The following is a 20,509-nucleotide window of genomic DNA, read 5'->3' as shown; positions in this document are numbered from 1 at the left end:
CAATGCAGCGCACTAGCTTTTCTCAGTTTGTTACTTATGCTTGTATATTTCTACTATTCTACTGGCCGACGTATTTCATTCCGTCAATAACTCCATCTGTAATGCAAAAGTTTTATTTCATCGTTATGTTTGCAGTGTTGGCTATAGGAATACTCGTCACTAGAACCCGTCCGCTAGTGCCTGCAATCTCTTATGTTTACCTTTTACCCCTGCTCGCTATGCTTATAACTTTTCCATCTAATTGGGAGAAGTTCTCTGAGTTTCATTTTGCAGTACTAATCAAGCCACTGTTGCTATTCTTTTATACGTTCTCATTTTTCTCACTACTTCAAGCCCATTTCAAGATTACAGATCTTAAAAAGATCAGTAATGTGCTTTTCGTGATGCTGCTTCTACAACTGCTCTTAATTGCACTGCAAATTATACTGGGCGATGTAGCTTTTCTAAAAGTCATCAGCTTTAAAAGAGTTTATTCTGGATATGGGTTCAGAGCCTCAGGCAGTTTCGACTGGGTTTATATCACTTGCTACGTATTAACTTTTTACCTTGCATACTATATTCTTGAATTTCTCATAGGGGAGCAAAAGAAGACCTCAGTAATACTCATTGTATTGATATTTTTAGCGATTTTTCTATCTCAATCTAAAACGGGCTATTTAGCAACGGCATTAATTGCGATTTACTTCACTTTAATTTCAGTCATATTAAATTTGGGCATTGCTAAAAAACTTCTAACTCTTAAATTATTTTTTATATCTATAGCAGTACTTGCGTTCATAAAGTTAGATTTAAACTTGGAATACATCAGCCGCTTTCTAGAACTGATAAGCAACGGAGAAATGGATGGTTCTACATCAACAAGGAAAAACCAAATAATTGTCGCAGTAGAGGAAGGGCTAACATATTGGTACTCTGGCTCCCCTAATGCTTTAAAGGGTCTAATTATAGAAAATACATTTCTGGATTATTTATTCCGATACGGTCTATTTGGGTTAATTGCCATTACACTTTTGTTCCTAACTTTCTACTTTTATTCACTACGAATATGCTTTGCATCAAGAAGAAATGTAGAGACTTTAGGCTTTAAGCATTTACAGCTAAGTATTGCATGTCATATTGCTATAGCATCTTCGATACTTTATGGCTTTACAGGCACCCCTATGGACGCCTACCGTTCAGCAATATGGTCTGCCTTTGTTGTCGCATTGATGGCGTACCTTGAATACCTAAATAGGTCTAAATTAGCGAGTGTATTACCATCTAAAACGAAGGGTGAAACGTGTACTGCCTAAACGCGTAGCCACGTCCGACCTTTACTTGCGTGATGTTTGCGTGTGTGTCATTGTCCGTTACCGTACACTTCAAGTCGGTACTATCGACAACAATGTCCGTAAAACCTTTACTCGTGGAGGTCGATACAGCACTGACAAGGTTTTACTTCGCTTCCATAAGCAGAATTAGCGATTACGACAGAATCGCGTGGTGTTAACAGCTGAGAAGAATTTAGCTCAAATCTAAACTGACAGTCACCGATTGAAAAACGGGTAACTGTCAGATCAAGTCTGAGCTAGTACAACTACTGTTACTATTTAATTATGATAGGCGCGCTGTATAGCTCAGAAATCGCTTCGCCAAATTCATCCACCTCAGATTCATTTTTGACCACTTTTGTTGTGATTAGCATCATCAACTCTGTTCTTTGCATCGAGTCTTCTTTGGCTTTAAATAAATTCCCCAATACTGGCAGTTCACTTAACCCAGGAACCCCTTGGACGAAGTCACTCTTCTTCTCTTGGATAAGGCCACCCAAGGCAACCGTTTGCCCATCACCAGAGAGCACCTCAGTCGTAATTGAGCGGTTGGTAATGGTTGGAGACGAGACGCCCAATTTATTTGGTTTACCATCACTCACTGACATTGACACTGAGAGTGTTACAACACCTTGTGAGTTGATAATCGGTGTGATCGATACGTTTACACCAGTAGAACGATACTGTATTGAGTTTGACACCGAGTTGTTGTTTCCAATGTTCTCAACCGTCTGTGTGATGATAGGGATCTGATCGCCAGAGCTTAACGTCGCCGATTCCCCATCTCTAACAATGAAATACGGTCGTGATAATACTCGCGCATCTCCAATTGCGTCATTCCAGTTAAATTCTGCTTTCCAATCACCTGAAATAACTTGGCCAAATAACGCACCTGTAGCTGCATCTAGGGTTAATGAATCACTGCCCGTTGCACCTGTTTGGTTGTACAGCCACTTGATGCCCGAAGACATTTCATCCGTCAGAGTGATTTCTAAAATAGTTACATCTAAGATCACCTGACCTGGTAGTACATCCATTTTCTTCAACAATGACTCAATTAAGCGATATTCATCTTTATCTGTATAGAAAATCAATGCATTTTGTTGCTTGTCTAAACTAAACTGCACATTTGAGCTTTTAGCACTTGTTGACTTTTTCTCGGCACCATCTGAACTACTACCACCTTGAGAGCGCCCTTGCAGCAACACTGAGAGTGCTTCTCGCATATCATCTGCTTTTGCATATTTAGGTTTGTAGATAAAGTACTGTCTTTCATCTCCCGCTAAAGGCACATCGATTTTTCTTGCCCAAAAACCTATTCTTTCAATAGTTTCTTGGTTAGTTGCATAAGCTACAAACGAATTGATGCGTGGCAAAGGAACAAAAGAAACATCACCCTGCTTTGAGATTTCTAAACCATCTTCTTGTAATAACTTGTCGATTTGCTCTATGCCTTCTACTGGCGAAATATGCGCAAATTCAAATAAACGGATCTCTCTGCCAAATGCTCTTGGTACATCCAACATATTGATAATTTTAATTGCACGAGCGATTTCGGCTCTCTCACCCTCAAGCACAATTAGCTTTTGCATCGAGTTAATTGTTACTTTCGCGGTAGAAAGCTTGCTTAAAATACTTGAGACGTTTCTGCTGCTACTATAGATATAAGGCACAATATGGGTAATTGAACCAGCGACATCGGGCACGTCTTCTGCCTTATTACCTATTCCTACAGCGATTGAATTCTTTTGAGCTGCTCCAGATGACTTCGACAAGTAGAGGATCTCGTCTTTTCTGTAACTTGTTACACCGCTTTCTTCCAACGCTTTCATCGCTACGCGATAGAACTCTGGACGTGCAATCTCTGAAGAGAGGTTTAAAGTAATGGTATCCTTTGAGGCAGACAGCTGCGGAGACATAACGTAATTGATACCCAATAACTCTTGAAATACTTTATTGGCAAACTCTTTTACTGGCATTTCATCCGCAGAAAATGTGATCGCAGGCCCTTCTAATTTAGGAGCTATTTTCGCCTCTTCCTTCAGACGGGTAATGCCCCCCCAATCTTCAACTTGCACCTCGCGAAAATCTCTGACCGCACTTACCTGCTCTTGCTTTTCAACAGGCGTACTCGCCTGAGACTGCTTTTTACTCAGCAATGATTTTTCTATCTGTAAATCTTTATCTCGTAGACCTGTTTTACTGGCACAGCCTGAAACCAATATTATTGACATAAGCGCCAAGCAAGCTTTCTTCGAAGGCTTTAAAATCATTCTAAACTTCTCCATTAGTCTCAGGTGTCTTGATTGACACTGTTAGAGGCTTGAACATTTTCAACTGAACAGCTTCTGTATTTTTATCATTTGTCGACAGTGTTATGCTGTTCACGTCAATCTTTACTACTTGGTATTGATACAAGGTGTCACCCGCTCGAAGATTCAGTATTTCATTGCTGTTACTTTGGCTCACTTTCACTCTTGCTACCGCAAGATCACCCGACGTGTATATCGCATTTAATGAGAACTTTGCTTCTAAGAATTGAGGAAAATCAACTTCTTTTGCATCCAGAGCAATAAACTCAACACCTAAATTCTTAGATAATGCGGTTATATCAAGCGGCATATCCTGCTTAATAGAAATATCCGCCAGTGCCACTTCTTTGTCATTAACATCTGGGTAGGATGAAATCACTACGTGTGCCATCCAGCACAGTGCGGCGATCACCACACCAAATAAAATTAGAAGGTTTTTCATTTTGTTCTGTACACCCTCACAAATTCAATATTGGCTGTCACTTCTCCGCGCTTCGCACGATGCTGATTAAGAGATACTTGCCTTACACGATTCCCTTGTGAAATATTCTCCAACTCATCCAGTAGATTAAGAATTTTATTATATTCACCCGAAGCACTTATTCTGCCCGTAAACGCAGAGTAATCGTCATTGACCACAACAGCACGTTGTGGCGCTTTATTTTTAACCGTGGCTTCCACTCTCGCAATAGCTGCATCAACCACTTCAAGCCAAAGCAAGGCTGGATCCTGATTTTTCTCCAGTGTTGGTAACTGAGCATAAAGTGCAGTTTGCTCTTTCAATTCAGCCAATTTGCTTTCTATATCTGCATACTGGCTAGCGACATTATTTTGTTTTGCTGCAAATGTACGAGCGTTGAGAATTTCGTTTTTTGAGTGTTCAACCCAATCCAGCCAAGGGAACACAACAAACTCCAGCGACACAAGCAGAGCAATCGCTGCGCCCCCCCACTTTTTTAGTATTTCTTCTCTTGAGTTCACAGCCACTCCACTTCAATTGTAAAGCCTTCTCCGCCCGTTTTCTGTTTCACTACCGGACCTGAGAATTTCGCTTCTTTTATTACATCTGACGCAACAATTTGTTTTAGCAAATCCGTAGCTGATTGATCTGTCACGCCTCGAAGCTCAACTCCTTTAGGGTTCACTGTCACTCTGTCAAAAATGACACCTTGCGAGTTCAAATTAAGACGTGCGAGCCGAGCTAGAACATTCGGGTTCTGCTGCAAAAATGTCTGCAACTGAGTAACAGATGTAACCTCACGATTATACTTTTGGCGCATCTCCAAAGACTCATTAACCAGCACTTGGTTCTGCGTCTTCGCCGACTGTAAATTCATTTGGGTCCAATAAATATAACCAGATAGAGTAGCAACGGTAAATACACCTGTTGCCAGCAAGCCATACATCAATCGAGTTGTTGACAAGCGTTGCTGTGACTTAGTTTTCTCTCTGGTGATTCTTAACCCAATCAAATCTAGCCAAGGAATCGGGGCCTTTTTGAGATCATGAGAGTCATCACTAGCATAAGACAATGTCAGTGGCCACTGTGTTTGCTCATCGGTATCGTTATAAAGGGGTAACACAAACTGACATGAGTCAGGGATCAGTTCAAAGTTCTCTTTTGGGATAACGAAATAATCGATGCTGAATTGTGCAGCCCCCAAGTTTCTAGCGCGCCATAAAAACATCCCCTCGAAAGGTGGCAATTCTTTGCTTTGTGCTTTAACAATATTGAAGACCTCTTTGAGAGATGACTTTGGGTAGTGCCTTGTGGTCGCCCAGAATAAATCTCGATCAATAACACACGCTTCAGCGAGCTTTATTTTTGGCGCATTTTTTTGCACTTCTACGAGCTCTTTGTGACGATTCAAAAAGAACCTTTTATGCACCACGTACTCAGATGCGTCGTTTATATTTCGATTAGCCAACATTATGAACTAGTCCACTATTTGCTCATTACTTATAAAATATGGTCGAAAACCAATCCCTCTTTCAAAGATGAACCGCTTTGAGTACATTACTGCTTCGTTGTGAGAAATTTGAATTAAAAGTTTACCACTGGATAGCTGGCTTTCGACGCCTTCAACATTACTTTGTTCCGATACCTTACCCTCAAAACCAAACGCAGAGTATAAAGATTTAGGTGTAAATTGTCGAACAATATCAGGGTAGCTACCAACCATTAAGAAAGGCTGAATCTGTTCATATAGGCTGTCGTTTTCAAGGATGTATCTGAGTTCCTCGATCATCTGTATATCAGTATTGGCCGGCAAGTAAGTTTGCAGATAGTCCCCTTTTTCGGCTCCCTCAATTCGGCGTAAGCCGTCTGCATCTTGCCAATCATCAACTCGGTCTTTAATCCGGATCACATCGCCCGATGATGCCCCATAGTGTCTGAGTAGTCTTTCAAACGCTTTTTCGTTCATAGGAGATATTGACACTAAACCACTCACGTCTTGGACTGTAACGGTTAGCATATCTCGGTTAATTGGCTCACCGACAAAATTTGTTACCGATGGGTTTTCAGGCTTAATACCATTGTAACTACCATTTGGCCCAAGAATACCAAGTGATGAGGTCATCAGTTCGTTGATTAATTCTGCTTGTGCGCTATCTACTCTTAGCTTAGCTTGACTATGTTGTTTGATCAGGTTAGCCATTCGAGCTGAATTAGCGCCTTTTTCAGACATATAGATCATGATACTCGCCATCACCGCGGCAATCATTAATACCAGCAACAGTGCTGCGCCTTGATTTTTTGATGGATAGTTACTCACTGGAAACTCCAAACAATGAAGGAGGTACACGCATCAACTTGTATATAAGCTGTTCCTCTTGCTCTTTGGTTTCTTGGCTTACATTTAGCCTGACAAAAATTGGCATAATACGACGCTCTGATGCATCAAAGTTTGCGCTCCAACGCGGCTTAGGTTTTGTTGCAATATTAAAGTAGGGGGAATAATAATTGCTCAGTTCCAGCCAATCTTTCCAAGCATAATATTCAAAGTTAGCTTTGCTAACGCTCATAAAGGTCAGGTGTTGCTCACAGTCGTCACGGTTAAAACGATAGCGCTCTAATGAAACGGAGCCAAAAGGAGCCTCACAGTAGCGTATTTCTTTCCCACTTAGATACAAAGTCGCAATGCTTACAGGTGAAGAGATAAGTATGGGTGAACGATTGACAAAGCTAAAGCTGTTACGAGTACCTACAAAAAAAGGCACGTTCTCTCTCAGTTCCTTGCGGTAACCGTAAGGAGTCGCTGCGCGAATCGCACGGTTTACGAGTTTTACTTTAGAGAGTTGTTCAACATTATGATTCGTCTGCTCTTTGGTAAGCTGCTGCAATGAAAAGCGATAACTCATTACTGCTAGAGCTATGACCATAGAAAAAATCGTCATTGCGATCAAAACTTCAACTAGGGTGAAACCCTTTGCTTTATCATTGTTCACGCCAATACACACTCTTAAACTCTGCTATTTTCTTAGGGCTTGGTGACAACTGAGAAAAGACAGAAGTTGCATATAGAACCATCGTGCCGTTGGCAACTGAGCTTTCTCCATCCGCAGCGAGTTCTGTCATCACAGGTTTTTCCGATAACACCTCTACCTGCCAAAAATAGGTAGAGCCCGCAAATTGATATTCCCCCTCGCGCTGTCGCTCGTATTCGAAGCGATAACTTACCTCATCTTGAATATACTCAAAAACAAAAGCACGTTCAGTTGCTCTGGATAGACGCATTTCATTAAGCAGCATTGCTTTGGATACATAGCTAATAGCACTAATAGAGATAAACAAGATCACTGATGCGATCAATACCTCTATCAGGGTCATGCCCTTTTGATTATTAAAACTGAATGGTTTCACGTTGCTGGCTATTCATATGGACAAAGGTGATACTCTTATCAAGAAAGTAAGTTTTTGATGATACTTCAACAGTTGCCTCTTTCTCAAAACCGATATAAGCAAATGAGATAAGCTTTAAGGGTTTGACACCTTCCACATCTTGCTCATTTTCGCTGTCTTGCTTTGGTGTATTTATAAACTCATCGAAAGCCTTAGGTGCAATCTCTGTGTTTTGAGGTATGTTTTGCTGAGCCGAGATTTTGACTTCTCGCACTTCGATTGAGTTTTCAGCGACTTTAATCTCCAGCCTCTTGCCTGAATACACCGCGTATTGTTTGGCATAATGCAGCAAAGACGTCAGCTGCTGCTTTTCGGAGTAACGTTTTACTTGCTCAAACTGCTTCCACATATTAGGTAGTACTACAGAGCTGGTTAAACCGATTAACACTATCACAATTAAAAGCTCTACGAGTGTAAAGCCAGAATACTTAGAAGGAGACATCATTCATAGACACTATACTAAGTAGCATGATAATAACAACCGACCCAACAACACCACCCATTATGAGAATGAGTAAAGGTTCTAACAGTGCTGTAAATTTTGTCAGCCAACTTTCAAAACTGTTCCGCGAACGTTTAGCAATCTCGTTAAAAGAGCTTGCAAGACTACCACTTTCCTCACCTACCGTAACAAGTGAAACTGCAACCTCATCATACAGCCCCAAGTGTTTAAGTTCATGGCTAAGCACTCCGCCACTACTGACAACGGTTGCGACTTTACCTAATTTTGTCTGTAAATTGGGGTTTGCAACGGTCTGCATAGCCAGCTCCAAGCTGTCTGACAAGCTCACTCCACTTTCCAGCGTCAACTGCAGTGCTGTCGAGAATTTAATGCGATCTGAGTGATTGACTATTTGCTTTACGATGGGAAATTTTATAACGCTAGCAAATAAAGCACTCCTTAACGAAGCTTTTTGCAGCGCACTATATAGCCCAACCCCAGCTAACAATATGCTGACCAATAAGTGCACTTGATAGTTTTGCACCCAGCTCGACATATCCAACAACAACTGTGTGTACTGTGGTACCGCAGCACCATTGTCAAACATGGATGACATACTAGGAATAACAAAGTTAAAAATAGCCCAAATAGCAGTAAGGCATACGACCAAAATAAACAGCGGGTATGTTGAGGCTTGAATCACCTTACTGCGCAGCGCGCTCTGAAACTCAAGGTTTTGACTAAGCCTCGCAAAAACTTGTGGTAGATTGCCCGTTGCTTCACCGATTCGTACCATTTCGATATACAAAGTAGAAAAGATATCAGGCCGGCTCGCCAAGGCATCGCTAAGCACAGCCCCTTGCTTAATCTCATTCAATACCAAAGACCAAACTTGTCCTAGAGCTGAGTTTCTGTTTGATTGCGCTAAAACTTCCAGGGCTTTATCAACACGCAGACCATTATGCAACAAAGTTGATAACTGACTCGTTGACTGCTCAAGTTCATTTAAGGATACTCTTTTACGTATGGCTCGCGCGCTATCTTGCTTAAGCTCTAGAATTAACAAGTTTCTTGACGTCAGTGCGCTATGCGCTGCTGCCTCATTTTCAGCAGTGATCTCACCCCGTTCAACTTCACCACTGGCATTACAAGCCTTGTATTTAAATACCTGACTCACCCAGCTACCCTCAAGACTTCTTCAATGGTTGTTTGCCCAGTTACCGCCTTCAAAAAGCCATCCTGTTTGAGAGAGCGTAGCTTTTTCTCACGCATCAGTTCATATAGGTTATCTAGCAGGCGCTCATCTTTTGCGAGCTTTTTAACGTCCCCATCACATGGCAGGTACTCTAAAAATGCCACTCGACCAGAATAGCCAGTATTCTCACACTTCTCACAGCCTACAGTTTGATAGAGCGGCGCAATTTCACCTGCGGTCAACTCAGATAACGCGTACTTATCGTATAAATCCTGCGTTTCAAGTTCGCTAAGCGGCTGCTTGCAATGTTCACACAAAGTTCGAGCTAATCGCTGAGCCATGATTGAGACTAAGCCCGCATTTAGCAGATACTCTTGTATGCCCAAGTCCATTAAACGTGTATATGCCGATGGTGCATCATTGGTATGCACCGTGCTAAACACTAGGTGCCCAGTTAACGCTGATTGCAAAGCGATTTTGGCCGTTTCATTGTCTCTTATTTCACCCACCATGATAACATCAGGGTCTTGACGAACAATGCTGCGCAAACCCGCTGAGAAGTCATAGCCAATTTCAGCGTTCACTTGTACTTGGTTTATACCTGGTAGCTGATACTCAATCGGGTCTTCTAACGTAACGATTTTAATATCCGGACGATTTATTTGGTTTAAAAAAGAGTAAAGAGAAGTCGTTTTACCCGAGCCCGTGGGCCCTGTCATCAGAATAACACCTGATGTTCTTTTTAAATCCTGATTTATTTTTTCTACTAAGTCTTCAGAATAACCAAGCCTTTTCAAGTCAAACTTAACTGCGTTTTTAATGAGAAAACGCATAACAACACTTTCGCCCATTCCAAGAGGCAGTGTTGAGCATCGAATATCCAAGTCCGTAGTACCGGCTTTCATCTCGATTTTGCCATCTTGAGGTCGCCTTTTCTCAGCGATGTCCATTCCCGACAAAATTTTAATTCTTGAAATAACGGCCAACTGTAAGTTATGAGGTATTGGGTCCGCCTCTTTTAATATACCGTCTATTCGATATCTAGCGCGATATTTGCCATTGACAGGCTCAATATGTAAGTCGGATGCTCCCAGCTTAACCCCTTTATTAATAAGGCTATTAACCAAGTTAACCGTCGGAGCACCAAGCGCAAGCTCTTTAAGCGCACTGAGATTATCCGTGGAAATGGGCACATCTGGTACATCGCTAAGTAGCGCTCTACATTGTTCGCCTAGTAATTCCAGTTCTTTGGCAGAAACTGCAAAGAATCTTTTGTTTTGTGGAATAAAACGCAAGTAATCGAGCGCTTCTTTACCATGAGGGTTTGAGAAAGCGATATCAATTTGTGTACTATCAATAAACACAGGCACCATGTTATGGGCTAACAACAACTCAACATTGGTTGATTTTAAGTGCTCAATAAACTCTTTAGATGTATCTAGCCCTTGCTCCCACGTACCGCAGTTTAAAAGCTGGCAATACATATCTCGCAGCTGGTCCTCATCAATCCAACCTGAATTTAACAAAATCAGTTCTAAGTTGGATTGCTCGTCTTTTTCAAAATCAGCTAGTTGCTGCAATCTGTCATGGTTTAATATTTGCTTTTGTGCAATATATGCATGAACTTTAGAGTTCCACGTCTGCATCTTCACCTTCACCGCCAGGTTTACCATCTCTCCCCAAGCTCTTTAGCTCAAATTTCTCTGTGCCATCTTCACTAATGGCTTTGTAGCTATACGGGTTACCCCACGGGTCGTTCGGAATTTGTTTAGGAAAATACGGACCGTCCCACATTTGGTGGTTGCTTTGTAGTAATTCATTCAGCTCTTTTGGATAGTAGCCTATGTCTAATCGGTACGAGTCCAAAGCGGTGGATAATACTTGCATTTGCGCTTTGGCTGTCCCTTCTCTAGCTGTGCTGACCTTACTAAACATACGAGGCGCCACAACTGAAGCCAGTAGGCCAAGTATTACCATTACAATTAATAACTCTACAAGCGTAAAGCCCTTATTAGTTCTTAACTTCTTCATGTGAAAGCTCATAATAATGCGATATTGTTAAAATTGAAATTTACTGTCCGCCTAGGACTACAAAGACTAGCGTAAGTTCAGATAAAACTTATATCCTAGGTACAAAAATTAGTAAGCGATAATACTGCCAAGCTGAATGTATTCCAAGTGCAGTATTAATACCGTTGCAATCTAACATACAACGGTATTATTTTGAACTATTGGCGTGTTACTTAAGTGCCTTAATCGCAGCACCTAATTTCTCCAAACTACCGCCCACTATAACTTGATAGTCAACTAGCATTCCATCTTTTTGTCTGCCAACCACAAACGAAGGCGTACCACCAATCCCCAATAGCTGAGCATCTGAAATTGAGCGGCCAACGGCTTCATGAACTGATGTATCTGCTAAGCAAGTTGTGAGTTTTTGCTCATCTAAGTTAAACTCCTGCGCAACTTCAGCAGTCGTTTCTTGAGTGATTGAATTACCGATCTCAAACAACTTATCTTTGACTTGCTCATACTGCCCTTGTTGATTTGTACAACGCAAAAATACCGCTGCATAACCTGCTTTTGGGTGTAACTTGCTCAAAGGTAATTCTCTAGCTAATACAGCTGCTTCACCTGTATCCACATATTGCTTTTTGAATTCAGGCCAAATTTCTTGCTGAAATTTTTTGCAAAATGGACAGTGAAGATCTGTATATTCGATCACGACAACGTCATTTGACTTATCACCTATCCATTTGCCCTCTTGTGATAGAGGAAGGGTTTCAGGTTTAACTAACTCTGCCAAACCCACCCTCACTGCGACCTGTTGCTGAACACTCTTAAGTTGTTCAACCTCAGCTCTTAATTCATCCAATTCTGCCTGCTGAGTTGTGTTACACCCAGCCAACACCGATGATAAAGCAATTGGCAGTATCCAGTTTTTCATTAAAGGTCCTCAATTTAAAGAGATAAAAAAACCCTCGCAAAGCGAGGGTTTTCAAACTTAAAAGTTAGTAATTAAGTAATAATTACTGTGACCAGTCGTTTTGGTCAAGAACTGGCATTACGCGGTCAGAACGGCCAACAACTTTCTGTACAGAAACGCCGTGTACTGAGTTCTTAGGCGCAGTAACAGTGAATGTTACTGAGTGACGGTTCGGGCTGAAAGAAGCGTTTGAACCTAGGTCACCGTAACCACCGTCAGCACCTTCATATTGCTTCTGGCTAACAGCTTCTGAGATAAGTGTAGGTACGAAGTAAACTACTGAAGACTTAGCAGGAACTGAACCAAGCTCTACAGCTGTTACTTTACGCTGACCGTCGTTACCATCAGCTGATTCACTGAATACGTCAACAGTTACTTCTGCAGACTCATCGTGCTCGTTAGTGATACGTACGAAGTTACCTTCGCTGTTAACTACGTAAGGAACTTTAAGAACCGCACCGTTAACACCTACTTCGTGAGTAACTTTGTTATCTGCACAGTGATCAAGCTCACCAGCTGTACCGAAGTCAAGCGTGTAGTGAGTAGTCACGTCGTAGTTGAAGTTCATGATGCCGTCAGTTGGGTTATTTTCAACAACATAGAACATTTCGTTGTAAGCAGCACCTAATAGAGGAGCAGCAGTCATTGGGTTAGTTTCAACGTCACCAGCACCATCTGATTCAGTGAACAGAGTTACCGCTTCTGTGTTGTATACAGTAGCAGCACCTTGAGTCAAACCGAATGCACCAGGAGTTGTACCTGTTTGAACTTCTACAGCTGTGTCTAATACGCCAGTTGCAGCTGTACGGCCGTTGTATAGACGCATTTTAACGTTTGCACCTGGCTCAGAAGACGATACAAATGCAGTTTCAACGTGATCATCAGCATCTAAAGTGATTGCTTGATCAAGAAGTGATGCACGGTTGTAGTAACCAGTTTTGTAGATAGCTTGTGAGCTAGTCGCTACTAAACGGTTAGTTGCATCTGCATTGTATACAAACTGAGTACGCGCTACGATTGCAGTGCCTTCAGAGTTTGAGCTCTCAGCGTTAACTTGAACTTCAGCAGTAGTACCAGCGTATAGCGGGTAGAACTGTGGAGAGATATCAGCAACTTTCTGTGCGTTAGAAACTGCACCTTGGATGTTATAACCAGTACCACCATCCGTTACCGCTGAAGTTGCAGCGATAGTTACAGATTGAGAAGCTTGGTCTGTGTCAGTACAAGTAGTGTTAGCAATCTTGATACCGATTTCAGTAGCAGCTGTAGAAGAGCGAGAGAATACTAGACGTGTACCAGCACCGATTGTGATACCAGCTTTGGTTAGGAACGTGATAGTTGAAGCTGTGTCAACTGTACCATCCGAAGATGCAACTGCTTCAATACCAGTGCCATCGTCTTTAAGAAGGTGGATCTGGTTAGAGTTACCGTTGAAAGTAGCACCTGTTAAAGCGATAGTGATTTTAGTACCACCTGGGATATCAGTCGTTGGGATGTAAACGATGTGTTGGTCATCGTCAGTCTCAGTTCCAGGTTGAGCAGCATCACCATCGATGTCATTAAAATCAACAGCCAGATCGCCAGTCAATTCGTATGCGATAGCTACTTCGTCAGTTGCTTGTAGGTTGTCAGCTGCAGCACCTGTACGGCTTGCTTCAGCAACACACGCTGCACCAGCGTAGATAGTATCATGGTTTACAAGAGCACTGCTTTTGTAAACTTCGAAACAAGCTTCAGTACCTGCATATGCATTACCTGCTAATACAGCGGCAACTGCAGCAGGAATTAAAGCGACTTTATTAAAACGCTTCATTTTTATCTCCATGTATCCGGTGGACACTTTATGTTTTCAGTTAAAATTTACACACTCTGAATACCAGAGTAAGCAAAACGTTAAATAATTTAAAGGGCCCGACCGACACTGCAATAACATGTAGCATCAAATCTAGGCTCCCACATTATGATAAGAACTACTATTTAATTCAAGTCCCATCATAAATTAAAATTTCTACAAAGTTAATAATTTATCAGAATAATTTAAAATTCTATCCTGTTCGAATGTCTTTTGTACATTTATTAAACACTACAATGCATTCAACGCTGCAACCGCTACACCCATCTGATAAAGGATCTGCGTTGCCTTGCTCCATAGGGTTAGATTATCAACATGTTCGTAATCCAATGGTACCACAATTGTATCACCCGGTTTGATCTGGTTTTCGGCAGAAACCGCAAACCAAGAGCTTCCAGATGTTTTTTCAACCATACCATTGGCTTTTATAATGTAAATACTATCAGCATCCGCTTTTTGTTTTAATCCACCGCTACTATTCAAATAGTCTTCAAGTGTCATCGTTGGGTCGTATTGCATTGAAGTAGATACGTTAACTTCCCCAACCACTGATACTGTATCCACTTTTTTAGGGATAAATAGTGTATCACCATTTCTTAATAATATAACTTGCTCGTTATCTATTACCTTAGGCAAGTCAATAACCATTCGCCCAAGTGCTTCTTGCTGCGAAATATCGTTAATTAAGTTATCCATATCTTCATAAGAAAGATTCGCGCTACTAACAGACTTTTGGAAACTTGAAGATGCCAAGTCCGCGCGTAACGTTTTAGACAAATCTTTTAACAACTCTTGCTCTTGTTCGCGTAGATATTCTCTAGTAAAAACCGCTCCGCCCTCAAAAGCGTAGTCTGTCAATCCGCCGGCTCGTTCAATTACATCGTTAAGTGTCTCTCCAGCAGAAAGGGTATAGCTGCCAGGAAACCTTACTTCTCCAACAATGTTTATCTTTGAAGAATCTTGCCACTTCGGCTTTGAAAATACAGAAATAACGTCTTTGCTGTTAACTTTAAAGTTACCAGTCAATTTCTTAAGATTCAATTCAATATGACGAATTCCCTCAACGCCATCTTCATACGCCAGACGCGAAACTTCGATTTTTTCAGGGTAAGCCGACTCTTTAAGCCCCCCTGCTGCCTCAAGTAAGCCAGGAATATTGGCGTTAGCAGGCAAAGGGTATAGCCCTGGGTAGCGCACCTCGCCATTTACACTCACAACAGGCGCAGCTCCGTCTGGTGAGCCTTGTCTGTTTAGCTCTCGGATAATGGGGCGCAGTAATCGCTGTCTACTATACAAGGAATAATTATTTTCAGAAACTTCCTGAGACTTACCTTGCAAAATTTCTCTTGTCGTTAACGGTTGAGACTTTTCTGTACTTGTCGATGAAAGCAAACTCTCTCTACCGATAGATTCAAAGAACTGTTCACGCTTATACTCCTCGAGAAGCCTATTCTTCTCCATTTCAAGTACTTCGTCGGCAACATATGCAAAACGCTTTAGTTCATTAACTTCTTCTATTGCACTCTCAAAGCGGCTAAAAAAGACGACTTGGTCCCCAGAAAGCAACTCAAGATCAGACGTTCCTGCTACGATACTCTTTGGTGAAAACTGAAGCACAAATTTGTCAGAGTCTTCCTTTTCTTCCCTTATTATTAGAGCGTAGTTTTTATCGGAAATCGGCAACAAGTCACTTTTCAAAGATGCTAAAATATCAGACAATTTAAGACCTACACGCCACTGCCTAGGCCCTGGATGCGTTACTGCACCGATCAGTGTGACCGCCTTTTCCAGCTCACTTGAGATGGTCGGGATTTTTATCTCATCGCCATCATGTAACTGCGCATCACCATTGCGGCTTAAATCAACCGACAGCACTGTTTTTCTGTTCTGTTGAGTATATCTAAGTACTGTAATGTTTTGCTTTGAACCACCCGCAGCAACCCCTCCGCCGATTTTTAGCAGGTCCTGTAAATGTTCACCACTTTTCAGCTCATAGATTGCGGGCCTATTGATAGCACCGTCAACGGTAACACGCTTCTCAATTGATGGCACAAACACCACGTCGCCATTGCGTAAGATTGTGTCAGCCGAGTTATCGCCTGTTAATAGCAGGTCGTATAAGTCAAGGTTAGATACCTGCTCCCCTTTACGTTTTTGCTGTATGTTTCTTAGGGAGCCTAATTCTGTAATGCCGTCTGCGTAGTTAAGTGCTTGCGTAATGTTCGTCAATGCAGGTAGCGTATAGATACCTGGTTTTTTAACTTCACCAGCAATCGTGACTCTAATTGGTTGTAATTCACCTGTGGTGACAATCGCTTCACCACCAATGACCTCTTGCTTCACTTTGGATAGGATCAGGGACTTCACTTCGTTTAACGTTAATCCCAACACATTTACTGGTGATAAACCTGGGATCAGTAACTGTCCCTCACCATTTACTTGAACTTCATGCGTGATGTCTAGTTTGCCATAGAAACTAACTATCAAATAATCACCAATATTCATTGGATAATCACCCGGCGCAGCTTGCGCCGGCAAGTTCATTCCTTGCTCGACATTTTTCTTTTCAAACAAGTCGTAGCCAAATAACTTGAGTTCTTCTTCCTCTTCTTTTTCTTGCTCTGGCAGTCGCTCTTGATTTGGGTCACCCAAAGTATCCTCTTCCAACTCTTCTAAAGGATTCTTTTTCTTCTTTGGTAAGCGATTGGAATTTAAATCATCCACACTGACCCCATACTGTTTAGCCAATTCTTTTTTTTCACTGGCAGAAAGGCTTTTAATGTAAGCTAGTTGCTTTGGAGAAAGTTGTACAGCGATGGATTTGCTCATAAAAAACACTGAGCAAAAGACCAAAAATCCAATGAGTCGAAGTCCCATATAAGTTATTTTCCAGAAAATAAATCAAAATTAGCGGCAATTCTACACTAATTAAAAACATTAAAAAATGCACGACATTGAATCAAAGACTAGAAAGTGATGAATTACACCCGAAGAGGATTAATAGTAGGACTTCAACAAACGATGAAGTCCTACTAAGAACGTTAGAAGCTATAAACCAAGGTCAATGAAGTCTCTGTGTCTGTGTTGTCTTTCTCTGGAGCAACATCAGAGTTATGAATGACGTTGTAGGCAACTTTCATCTGTAAAGAACCATTAATTTTGGTCATCAATGCAGACTCTGCGGTCGTCTTAGTGTTACTTTCACCATATTCAATGGCTACCAGCTGAGTAAAACGTGCGTTCTCTGAAATCTGCCAGTTAAAGTCTAGTTTACCAACGCCAATCAGCTCACTTTCAGATTCACCAGCCAGCGGGTTACCATTGTCGTCCAACTCTGTACTATCTTGATGATGCTCAAAGCGCTTTATACCAGGACCAACTTCTGCGTTTAAATACATGTCATCAGTACTAAATAGTCTTTGACCATAACCCACTGACACCACCGTTTCATTTCGATATGCACCAAAATAATCCGATACGTAAGAGCCATAGATAAACAAGTGGCTATGATCTTCTTGAAGCTTGTAGTTACCTTGTGTTGATAGAGAATACTTTTCATTGGTACGCTCTGTAACGCGCTCACCTTGGTCGTTTTCTATCTCATCTTCTTTATAGATGCCACTGACTTTATACTCATTATGCCAGTTTTCTAAGTTGTGCTTTGCTTTTAGAGCGCCCTTTAGAGTGGTCGTTTTAGTATTACCACTGGTTATTATGGCACCCACCTCGCTGGTAACATCCCAAGTCTTTTTTACATCTGTGTCGTTTGCATAAGCATTATTTACTGTGGCTGCAATTACACACAGAGATAAAACTTTTAATTTCATTTCGTTATAACCTTTCGAAAATTAGTCTTTATGAAGATGTACATCCATTTGTGGGAATGGAATCGTGATATTCGCTTCGTCTAAAGCTATCTTAATATTCTCGACCAACTCAAAGTAAGTCGGCCAATAGTCAGGGGTTTTTACCCAAGGGCGTACCACAAAGTTCACGCTAGAATCAGCCAGCTCCAATACCGCAACCGTGTAAGCTGGGTCTTTTAAAATACGCTCTTCTTTATCCAATACTGATTTTAACACTTGCTTTGCTTGTCGTAGATCTGCATCGTAACCAACGCCTATTACTAAATCAATACGACGTGTTTTTTCTCTTGAAAAGTTAACGATTGCACCCGACATGATGGCAGAGTTTGGCATGATGATGACTTTATTATCTGGAGTCTTCAACTCTGTAGAGAAAATTTCTATCTTTTGAACACTACCCGCTTTGCCACCTGCCTCGATGTAATCACCTGCTTTGAACGGTCGCAAAATAATAATTAACACGCCCGATGCGAAATTTGAAAGGGAACCTTGTAGCGCTAAACCTATCGCAAGACCTGCTGCACCTAAAATAGCGATGAAGGACGTGGTTTCAACACCAACTTGTGATAATGCCATCAGGACTGTTGCAGCAAAAACGACGGCAAAAACAATATTCGCGACAAAACCACCAACCGCTTTGTCTATTTTTCTCTTTTCAAAAGCTTTGACAGTTAAAGAGTCACACATTTTTGCGACCTTCAAACCTACAAATAAAATGATTAAGGCTATAACGGCCTGTATCGAGAAATGAAGTAACATATCTGAGTTTTCATTTAGCCACTTAATAGCTACATCCATAAGGCCTCCTAGGCATGAGTTTTGATTTTGTGCGGATCATACATAGATTATATGAATATTGTCTGTATGTAAGGATTTTTTTATTTGTATTTTTTTCTAAAAAATTACATTTTTCTCTTTGCAAGTGCCAGATATTTATGTATTATGCGCGCCACACCAAACGAGGTGTTCAATTCTTTTGTGGCGGCTGTAGCTCAGTTGGTAGAGCCCTGGATTGTGATTCCGGTTGTCGTGGGTTCAAGTCCCATCAGTCGCCCCACTTTTCTCTTTGTATCAATTCGATACTGAATAAACATTGTTTTTCTATCCTTGAATTAACTACCCGTGAAACTCTCAGTTATTTAATTTTTCCATTGATGTTCGTTCATGATCAAATTTTAAGCAAAAAAATGCCACCTTTCGGTGGCATTACACACGGGATTATTTCTACGTATAGATAGAAATACTTTACTTCCAACTTCTCATTTTGTGACCTTTCACAGCATAGAAGAGGATAAATAGGTAACTTGGGATCATTAAGCTATACGCACCTTGTGCACCTAAACCTGCAACGTTACCCAGACCAATGAGTAACGGCCCTAAGGCGCCACCTGCGATGCCCATAATTAACAGGCCAGACGCTGTACCAGTTAATCGCCCTAATCCTTCTAATGCCAATGGCCAAATAGCGGGCCAAACCATAGCATTAGCAAAACCAAGTAATGCAATACACAATAACGGATCTGGCAACTCAGGTCCACCAAATGGTACCAGTAACAAGTTCGCTATCGCAAAAGAATCGTTACTACCAAATACAACGGCTAATACAGTTACAATACCTGCAATTCCCGACATCATCAACGCATTTTGTTGAGACATAAATTTAGGGATCAAAGCGATACCAATTGCATATCCAACAAGCATACAGGTCATTGTATAAGAAGTCATTACAGAATAGTCAGCAATACCCAACTGTAAAGCATAAGAGCCGATGGTGTCCGCTGCAATAACCTCCACAGCCACATACAAGGCAATGCCGATTACACCTAAAACCAAATGCGGGTGAGCAAGTGTTTCTTTTAGCTCCCCTTTACTGGTTTTGCTTTCTTCACTAAATACCAAATCGGGCAAAGGTGCAAATTTCGCAAATAAAGCAAACAGGAAAATTAAACCCGCAATAGCCATGTAAGGCGTGATTAGACTATTTGCCATGATATCTTTTTGCTCTTGAGTCAGCTTCGCAGCCCCTTCAACTAAGCCACTTACCACCACAGCAGCAAAGACGATAGGCACAATCACACCAGCCGACTTATTTAACAACCCCATGATACATACTCGAACTGCAGCAGACTTCTCCGAGCCCATTTTAACGACATACGGATTTACTGCGGTTTGTAAAACGGTTTGCCCAACACCAATCATCAGCTGAGCAAATAAGAAAATTTCTATCATTTGCATTTTAGCTGCGGGTATATACATCAAGGCTGAAGCCGCCATAATGACACACCCTATTGCCATGCCATTTTTATAGCCTACGCGCTTGATTAACATCGCTGAAGGGATGCCTGCGACCGTCACCGCAATATAAAAAGACGAAATAATAAAAGAGGCTTGTAACGGTGTTAGTTCAAGCATCTGTTGTAAAAACGGAGTAATCGCGCCATTGAGCCAAGTGATACACCCCAGAATGAAAAACATTGAACCTGCAAGTATCATCGGGAGCCAAATACTCTGCTTTTCTTTATCTTCAATTTCCACGATTGCTTCCATAATTCTCTTCTTGTTGCTAATTAATATCATTATTTTGACTGTCATGCATTGCCATAAAGCAAAAGCTAGATGCATTATCTTTGCATGGCAGCAAA

Annotated in this window: 18 protein-coding genes and 1 tRNA gene; 2 read left to right on the top strand and 17 right to left on the bottom strand. The window is 41.4% G+C overall.

Annotated elements, in window-relative coordinates; all coding sequences use genetic code 11:
- Window positions 1-2 precede the first annotated feature (2 nt).
- Window positions 3-1,292 carry a hypothetical protein gene (locus L1070_RS05400; protein WP_237124755.1) on the top strand — a complete coding sequence of 430 codons (1,290 nt, stop codon included), beginning with the start codon at window positions 3-5 and terminating at the stop codon, window positions 1,290-1,292.
- Window positions 1,293-1,585: 293 nt separating this feature from the next.
- Here the strand turns inward: L1070_RS05400 and L1070_RS05395 are convergent, their stop codons facing one another.
- The 16 genes from L1070_RS05395 to L1070_RS05320 all read right to left on the bottom strand — a co-directional run bounded on the left by L1070_RS05395 (window position 1,586) and on the right by L1070_RS05320 (window position 18,665).
- Window positions 1,586-3,544, bottom strand: a complete 1,959-nt coding sequence (locus tag L1070_RS05395) for a secretin N-terminal domain-containing protein (RefSeq protein ID WP_170829095.1) — start codon at window positions 3,542-3,544, stop codon at window positions 1,586-1,588.
- 40 nt (window positions 3,545-3,584) lie between these two features.
- Window positions 3,585-4,064, bottom strand: coding sequence for a hypothetical protein (locus L1070_RS05390; protein WP_070983239.1), 480 nt, complete (start codon window positions 4,062-4,064; stop codon window positions 3,585-3,587).
- Complete coding sequence (locus tag L1070_RS05385; protein WP_237124754.1) at window positions 4,061-4,603, bottom strand: hypothetical protein; 543 nt, start codon at window positions 4,601-4,603, stop codon at window positions 4,061-4,063. Before L1070_RS05385 ends, L1070_RS05390 begins: the two co-directional genes overlap by 4 nt.
- Window positions 4,600-5,553 (bottom strand): hypothetical protein, encoded by a 954-nt coding sequence (locus tag L1070_RS05380; protein ID WP_237124753.1) that lies wholly within the window; start codon window positions 5,551-5,553, stop codon window positions 4,600-4,602. The genes L1070_RS05385 and L1070_RS05380 overlap by 4 nt, the downstream gene beginning before the upstream one ends.
- 6 nt (window positions 5,554-5,559) lie before the next feature.
- On the bottom strand, window positions 5,560-6,399 hold the full coding sequence (locus tag L1070_RS20405; RefSeq protein ID WP_237124752.1) for a type II secretion system protein GspK: 840 nt from the start codon (window positions 6,397-6,399) through the stop codon (window positions 5,560-5,562).
- A complete protein-coding gene (locus L1070_RS05370) occupies window positions 6,392-7,072 on the bottom strand; it encodes a prepilin-type N-terminal cleavage/methylation domain-containing protein (RefSeq protein WP_237124751.1) in 681 nt (226 codons plus the stop codon). Before L1070_RS05370 ends, L1070_RS20405 begins: the two co-directional genes overlap by 8 nt.
- Window positions 7,062-7,487: a prepilin-type N-terminal cleavage/methylation domain-containing protein gene (locus L1070_RS05365; RefSeq protein WP_070983234.1), complete on the bottom strand. Its 426-nt coding sequence runs from the start codon at window positions 7,485-7,487 to the stop codon at window positions 7,062-7,064. Before L1070_RS05365 ends, L1070_RS05370 begins: the two co-directional genes overlap by 11 nt.
- On the bottom strand, window positions 7,468-7,971 hold the full coding sequence (locus L1070_RS05360) for a type II secretion system protein (protein ID WP_237124750.1): 504 nt from the start codon (window positions 7,969-7,971) through the stop codon (window positions 7,468-7,470). Before L1070_RS05360 ends, L1070_RS05365 begins: the two co-directional genes overlap by 20 nt.
- Complete coding sequence (locus tag L1070_RS05355) at window positions 7,955-9,145, bottom strand: type II secretion system F family protein (RefSeq protein ID WP_237124749.1); 1,191 nt, start codon at window positions 9,143-9,145, stop codon at window positions 7,955-7,957. The genes L1070_RS05360 and L1070_RS05355 overlap by 17 nt, the downstream gene beginning before the upstream one ends.
- Window positions 9,142-10,809, bottom strand: a complete 1,668-nt coding sequence (locus L1070_RS05350) for a GspE/PulE family protein (RefSeq protein ID WP_237124748.1) — start codon at window positions 10,807-10,809, stop codon at window positions 9,142-9,144. Before L1070_RS05350 ends, L1070_RS05355 begins: the two co-directional genes overlap by 4 nt.
- Window positions 10,790-11,194, bottom strand: coding sequence for a type II secretion system major pseudopilin GspG (gene gspG / locus L1070_RS05345; RefSeq protein ID WP_070983230.1), 405 nt, complete (start codon window positions 11,192-11,194; stop codon window positions 10,790-10,792). Before gspG ends, L1070_RS05350 begins: the two co-directional genes overlap by 20 nt.
- 208 nt (window positions 11,195-11,402) lie before the next feature.
- Complete coding sequence (locus L1070_RS05340) at window positions 11,403-12,110, bottom strand: thioredoxin domain-containing protein (protein WP_237124747.1); 708 nt, start codon at window positions 12,108-12,110, stop codon at window positions 11,403-11,405.
- Window positions 12,111-12,192: 82 nt separating this feature from the next.
- On the bottom strand, window positions 12,193-13,962 hold the full coding sequence (locus tag L1070_RS05335) for a hypothetical protein (protein ID WP_237124746.1): 1,770 nt from the start codon (window positions 13,960-13,962) through the stop codon (window positions 12,193-12,195).
- A 270-nt stretch (window positions 13,963-14,232) separates the two neighbouring features.
- A complete protein-coding gene (locus tag L1070_RS05330; protein WP_237124745.1) occupies window positions 14,233-16,830 on the bottom strand; it encodes an SLBB domain-containing protein in 2,598 nt (865 codons plus the stop codon).
- A gap of 212 nt (window positions 16,831-17,042) precedes the next feature.
- Entirely contained in the window at window positions 17,043-17,828 is a 786-nt protein-coding gene (locus tag L1070_RS05325) for a DUF481 domain-containing protein (RefSeq protein WP_237124744.1), read from the bottom strand.
- Between the two features lie 21 nt (window positions 17,829-17,849).
- Window positions 17,850-18,665 (bottom strand): mechanosensitive ion channel domain-containing protein, encoded by an 816-nt coding sequence (locus L1070_RS05320; RefSeq protein WP_070983225.1) that lies wholly within the window; start codon window positions 18,663-18,665, stop codon window positions 17,850-17,852.
- Window positions 18,666-18,848: 183 nt separating this feature from the next.
- Here L1070_RS05320 and L1070_RS05315 point away from each other — a divergent pair.
- Window positions 18,849-18,924 (top strand) — tRNA-His (locus L1070_RS05315).
- A 188-nt stretch (window positions 18,925-19,112) separates the two neighbouring features.
- On the opposite strand, the gene L1070_RS05310 is transcribed toward L1070_RS05315, so the two are convergent.
- Window positions 19,113-20,414, bottom strand: coding sequence for an MFS transporter (locus tag L1070_RS05310; RefSeq protein ID WP_237124743.1), 1,302 nt, complete (start codon window positions 20,412-20,414; stop codon window positions 19,113-19,115).
- Window positions 20,415-20,509: the final 95 nt, after the last annotated feature.

The sequence above is a fragment of the Pseudoalteromonas sp. MMG022 genome (assembly GCF_021654245.1).
GTDB lineage: Bacteria > Pseudomonadota > Gammaproteobacteria > Enterobacterales > Alteromonadaceae > Pseudoalteromonas > Pseudoalteromonas amylolytica.
Note: the sequence above shows the minus strand (reverse complement) of the source record. Positions and strands in the feature narration are given on the sequence as shown.

Coding starts and splice junctions, on each gene's coding strand:
- L1070_RS05400 (WP_237124755.1), top strand. CDS start 3: ATGCAGCGCACTAGCTTTTCTCAGTTTGTTACTTATGCTTGTATATTT.
- L1070_RS05395 (WP_170829095.1), bottom strand. CDS start 3,544: ATGTCAATAATATTGGTTTCAGGCTGTGCCAGTAAAACAGGTCTACGA.
- L1070_RS05390 (WP_070983239.1), bottom strand. CDS start 4,064: ATGAAAAACCTTCTAATTTTATTTGGTGTGGTGATCGCCGCACTGTGC.
- L1070_RS05380 (WP_237124753.1), bottom strand. CDS start 5,553: ATGTTGGCTAATCGAAATATAAACGACGCATCTGAGTACGTGGTGCAT.
- L1070_RS05360 (WP_237124750.1), bottom strand. CDS start 7,971: ATGATGTCTCCTTCTAAGTATTCTGGCTTTACACTCGTAGAGCTTTTA.
- L1070_RS05350 (WP_237124748.1), bottom strand. CDS start 10,809: ATGCAGACGTGGAACTCTAAAGTTCATGCATATATTGCACAAAAGCAA.
- gspG (WP_070983230.1), bottom strand. CDS start 11,194: ATGAAGAAGTTAAGAACTAATAAGGGCTTTACGCTTGTAGAGTTATTA.
- L1070_RS05340 (WP_237124747.1), bottom strand. CDS start 12,110: ATGAAAAACTGGATACTGCCAATTGCTTTATCATCGGTGTTGGCTGGG.
- L1070_RS05335 (WP_237124746.1), bottom strand. CDS start 13,962: ATGAAGCGTTTTAATAAAGTCGCTTTAATTCCTGCTGCAGTTGCCGCT.
- L1070_RS05330 (WP_237124745.1), bottom strand. CDS start 16,830: ATGAGCAAATCCATCGCTGTACAACTTTCTCCAAAGCAACTAGCTTAC.
- L1070_RS05325 (WP_237124744.1), bottom strand. CDS start 17,828: ATGAAATTAAAAGTTTTATCTCTGTGTGTAATTGCAGCCACAGTAAAT.
- L1070_RS05320 (WP_070983225.1), bottom strand. CDS start 18,665: ATGGATGTAGCTATTAAGTGGCTAAATGAAAACTCAGATATGTTACTT.
- L1070_RS05310 (WP_237124743.1), bottom strand. CDS start 20,414: ATGGAAGCAATCGTGGAAATTGAAGATAAAGAAAAGCAGAGTATTTGG.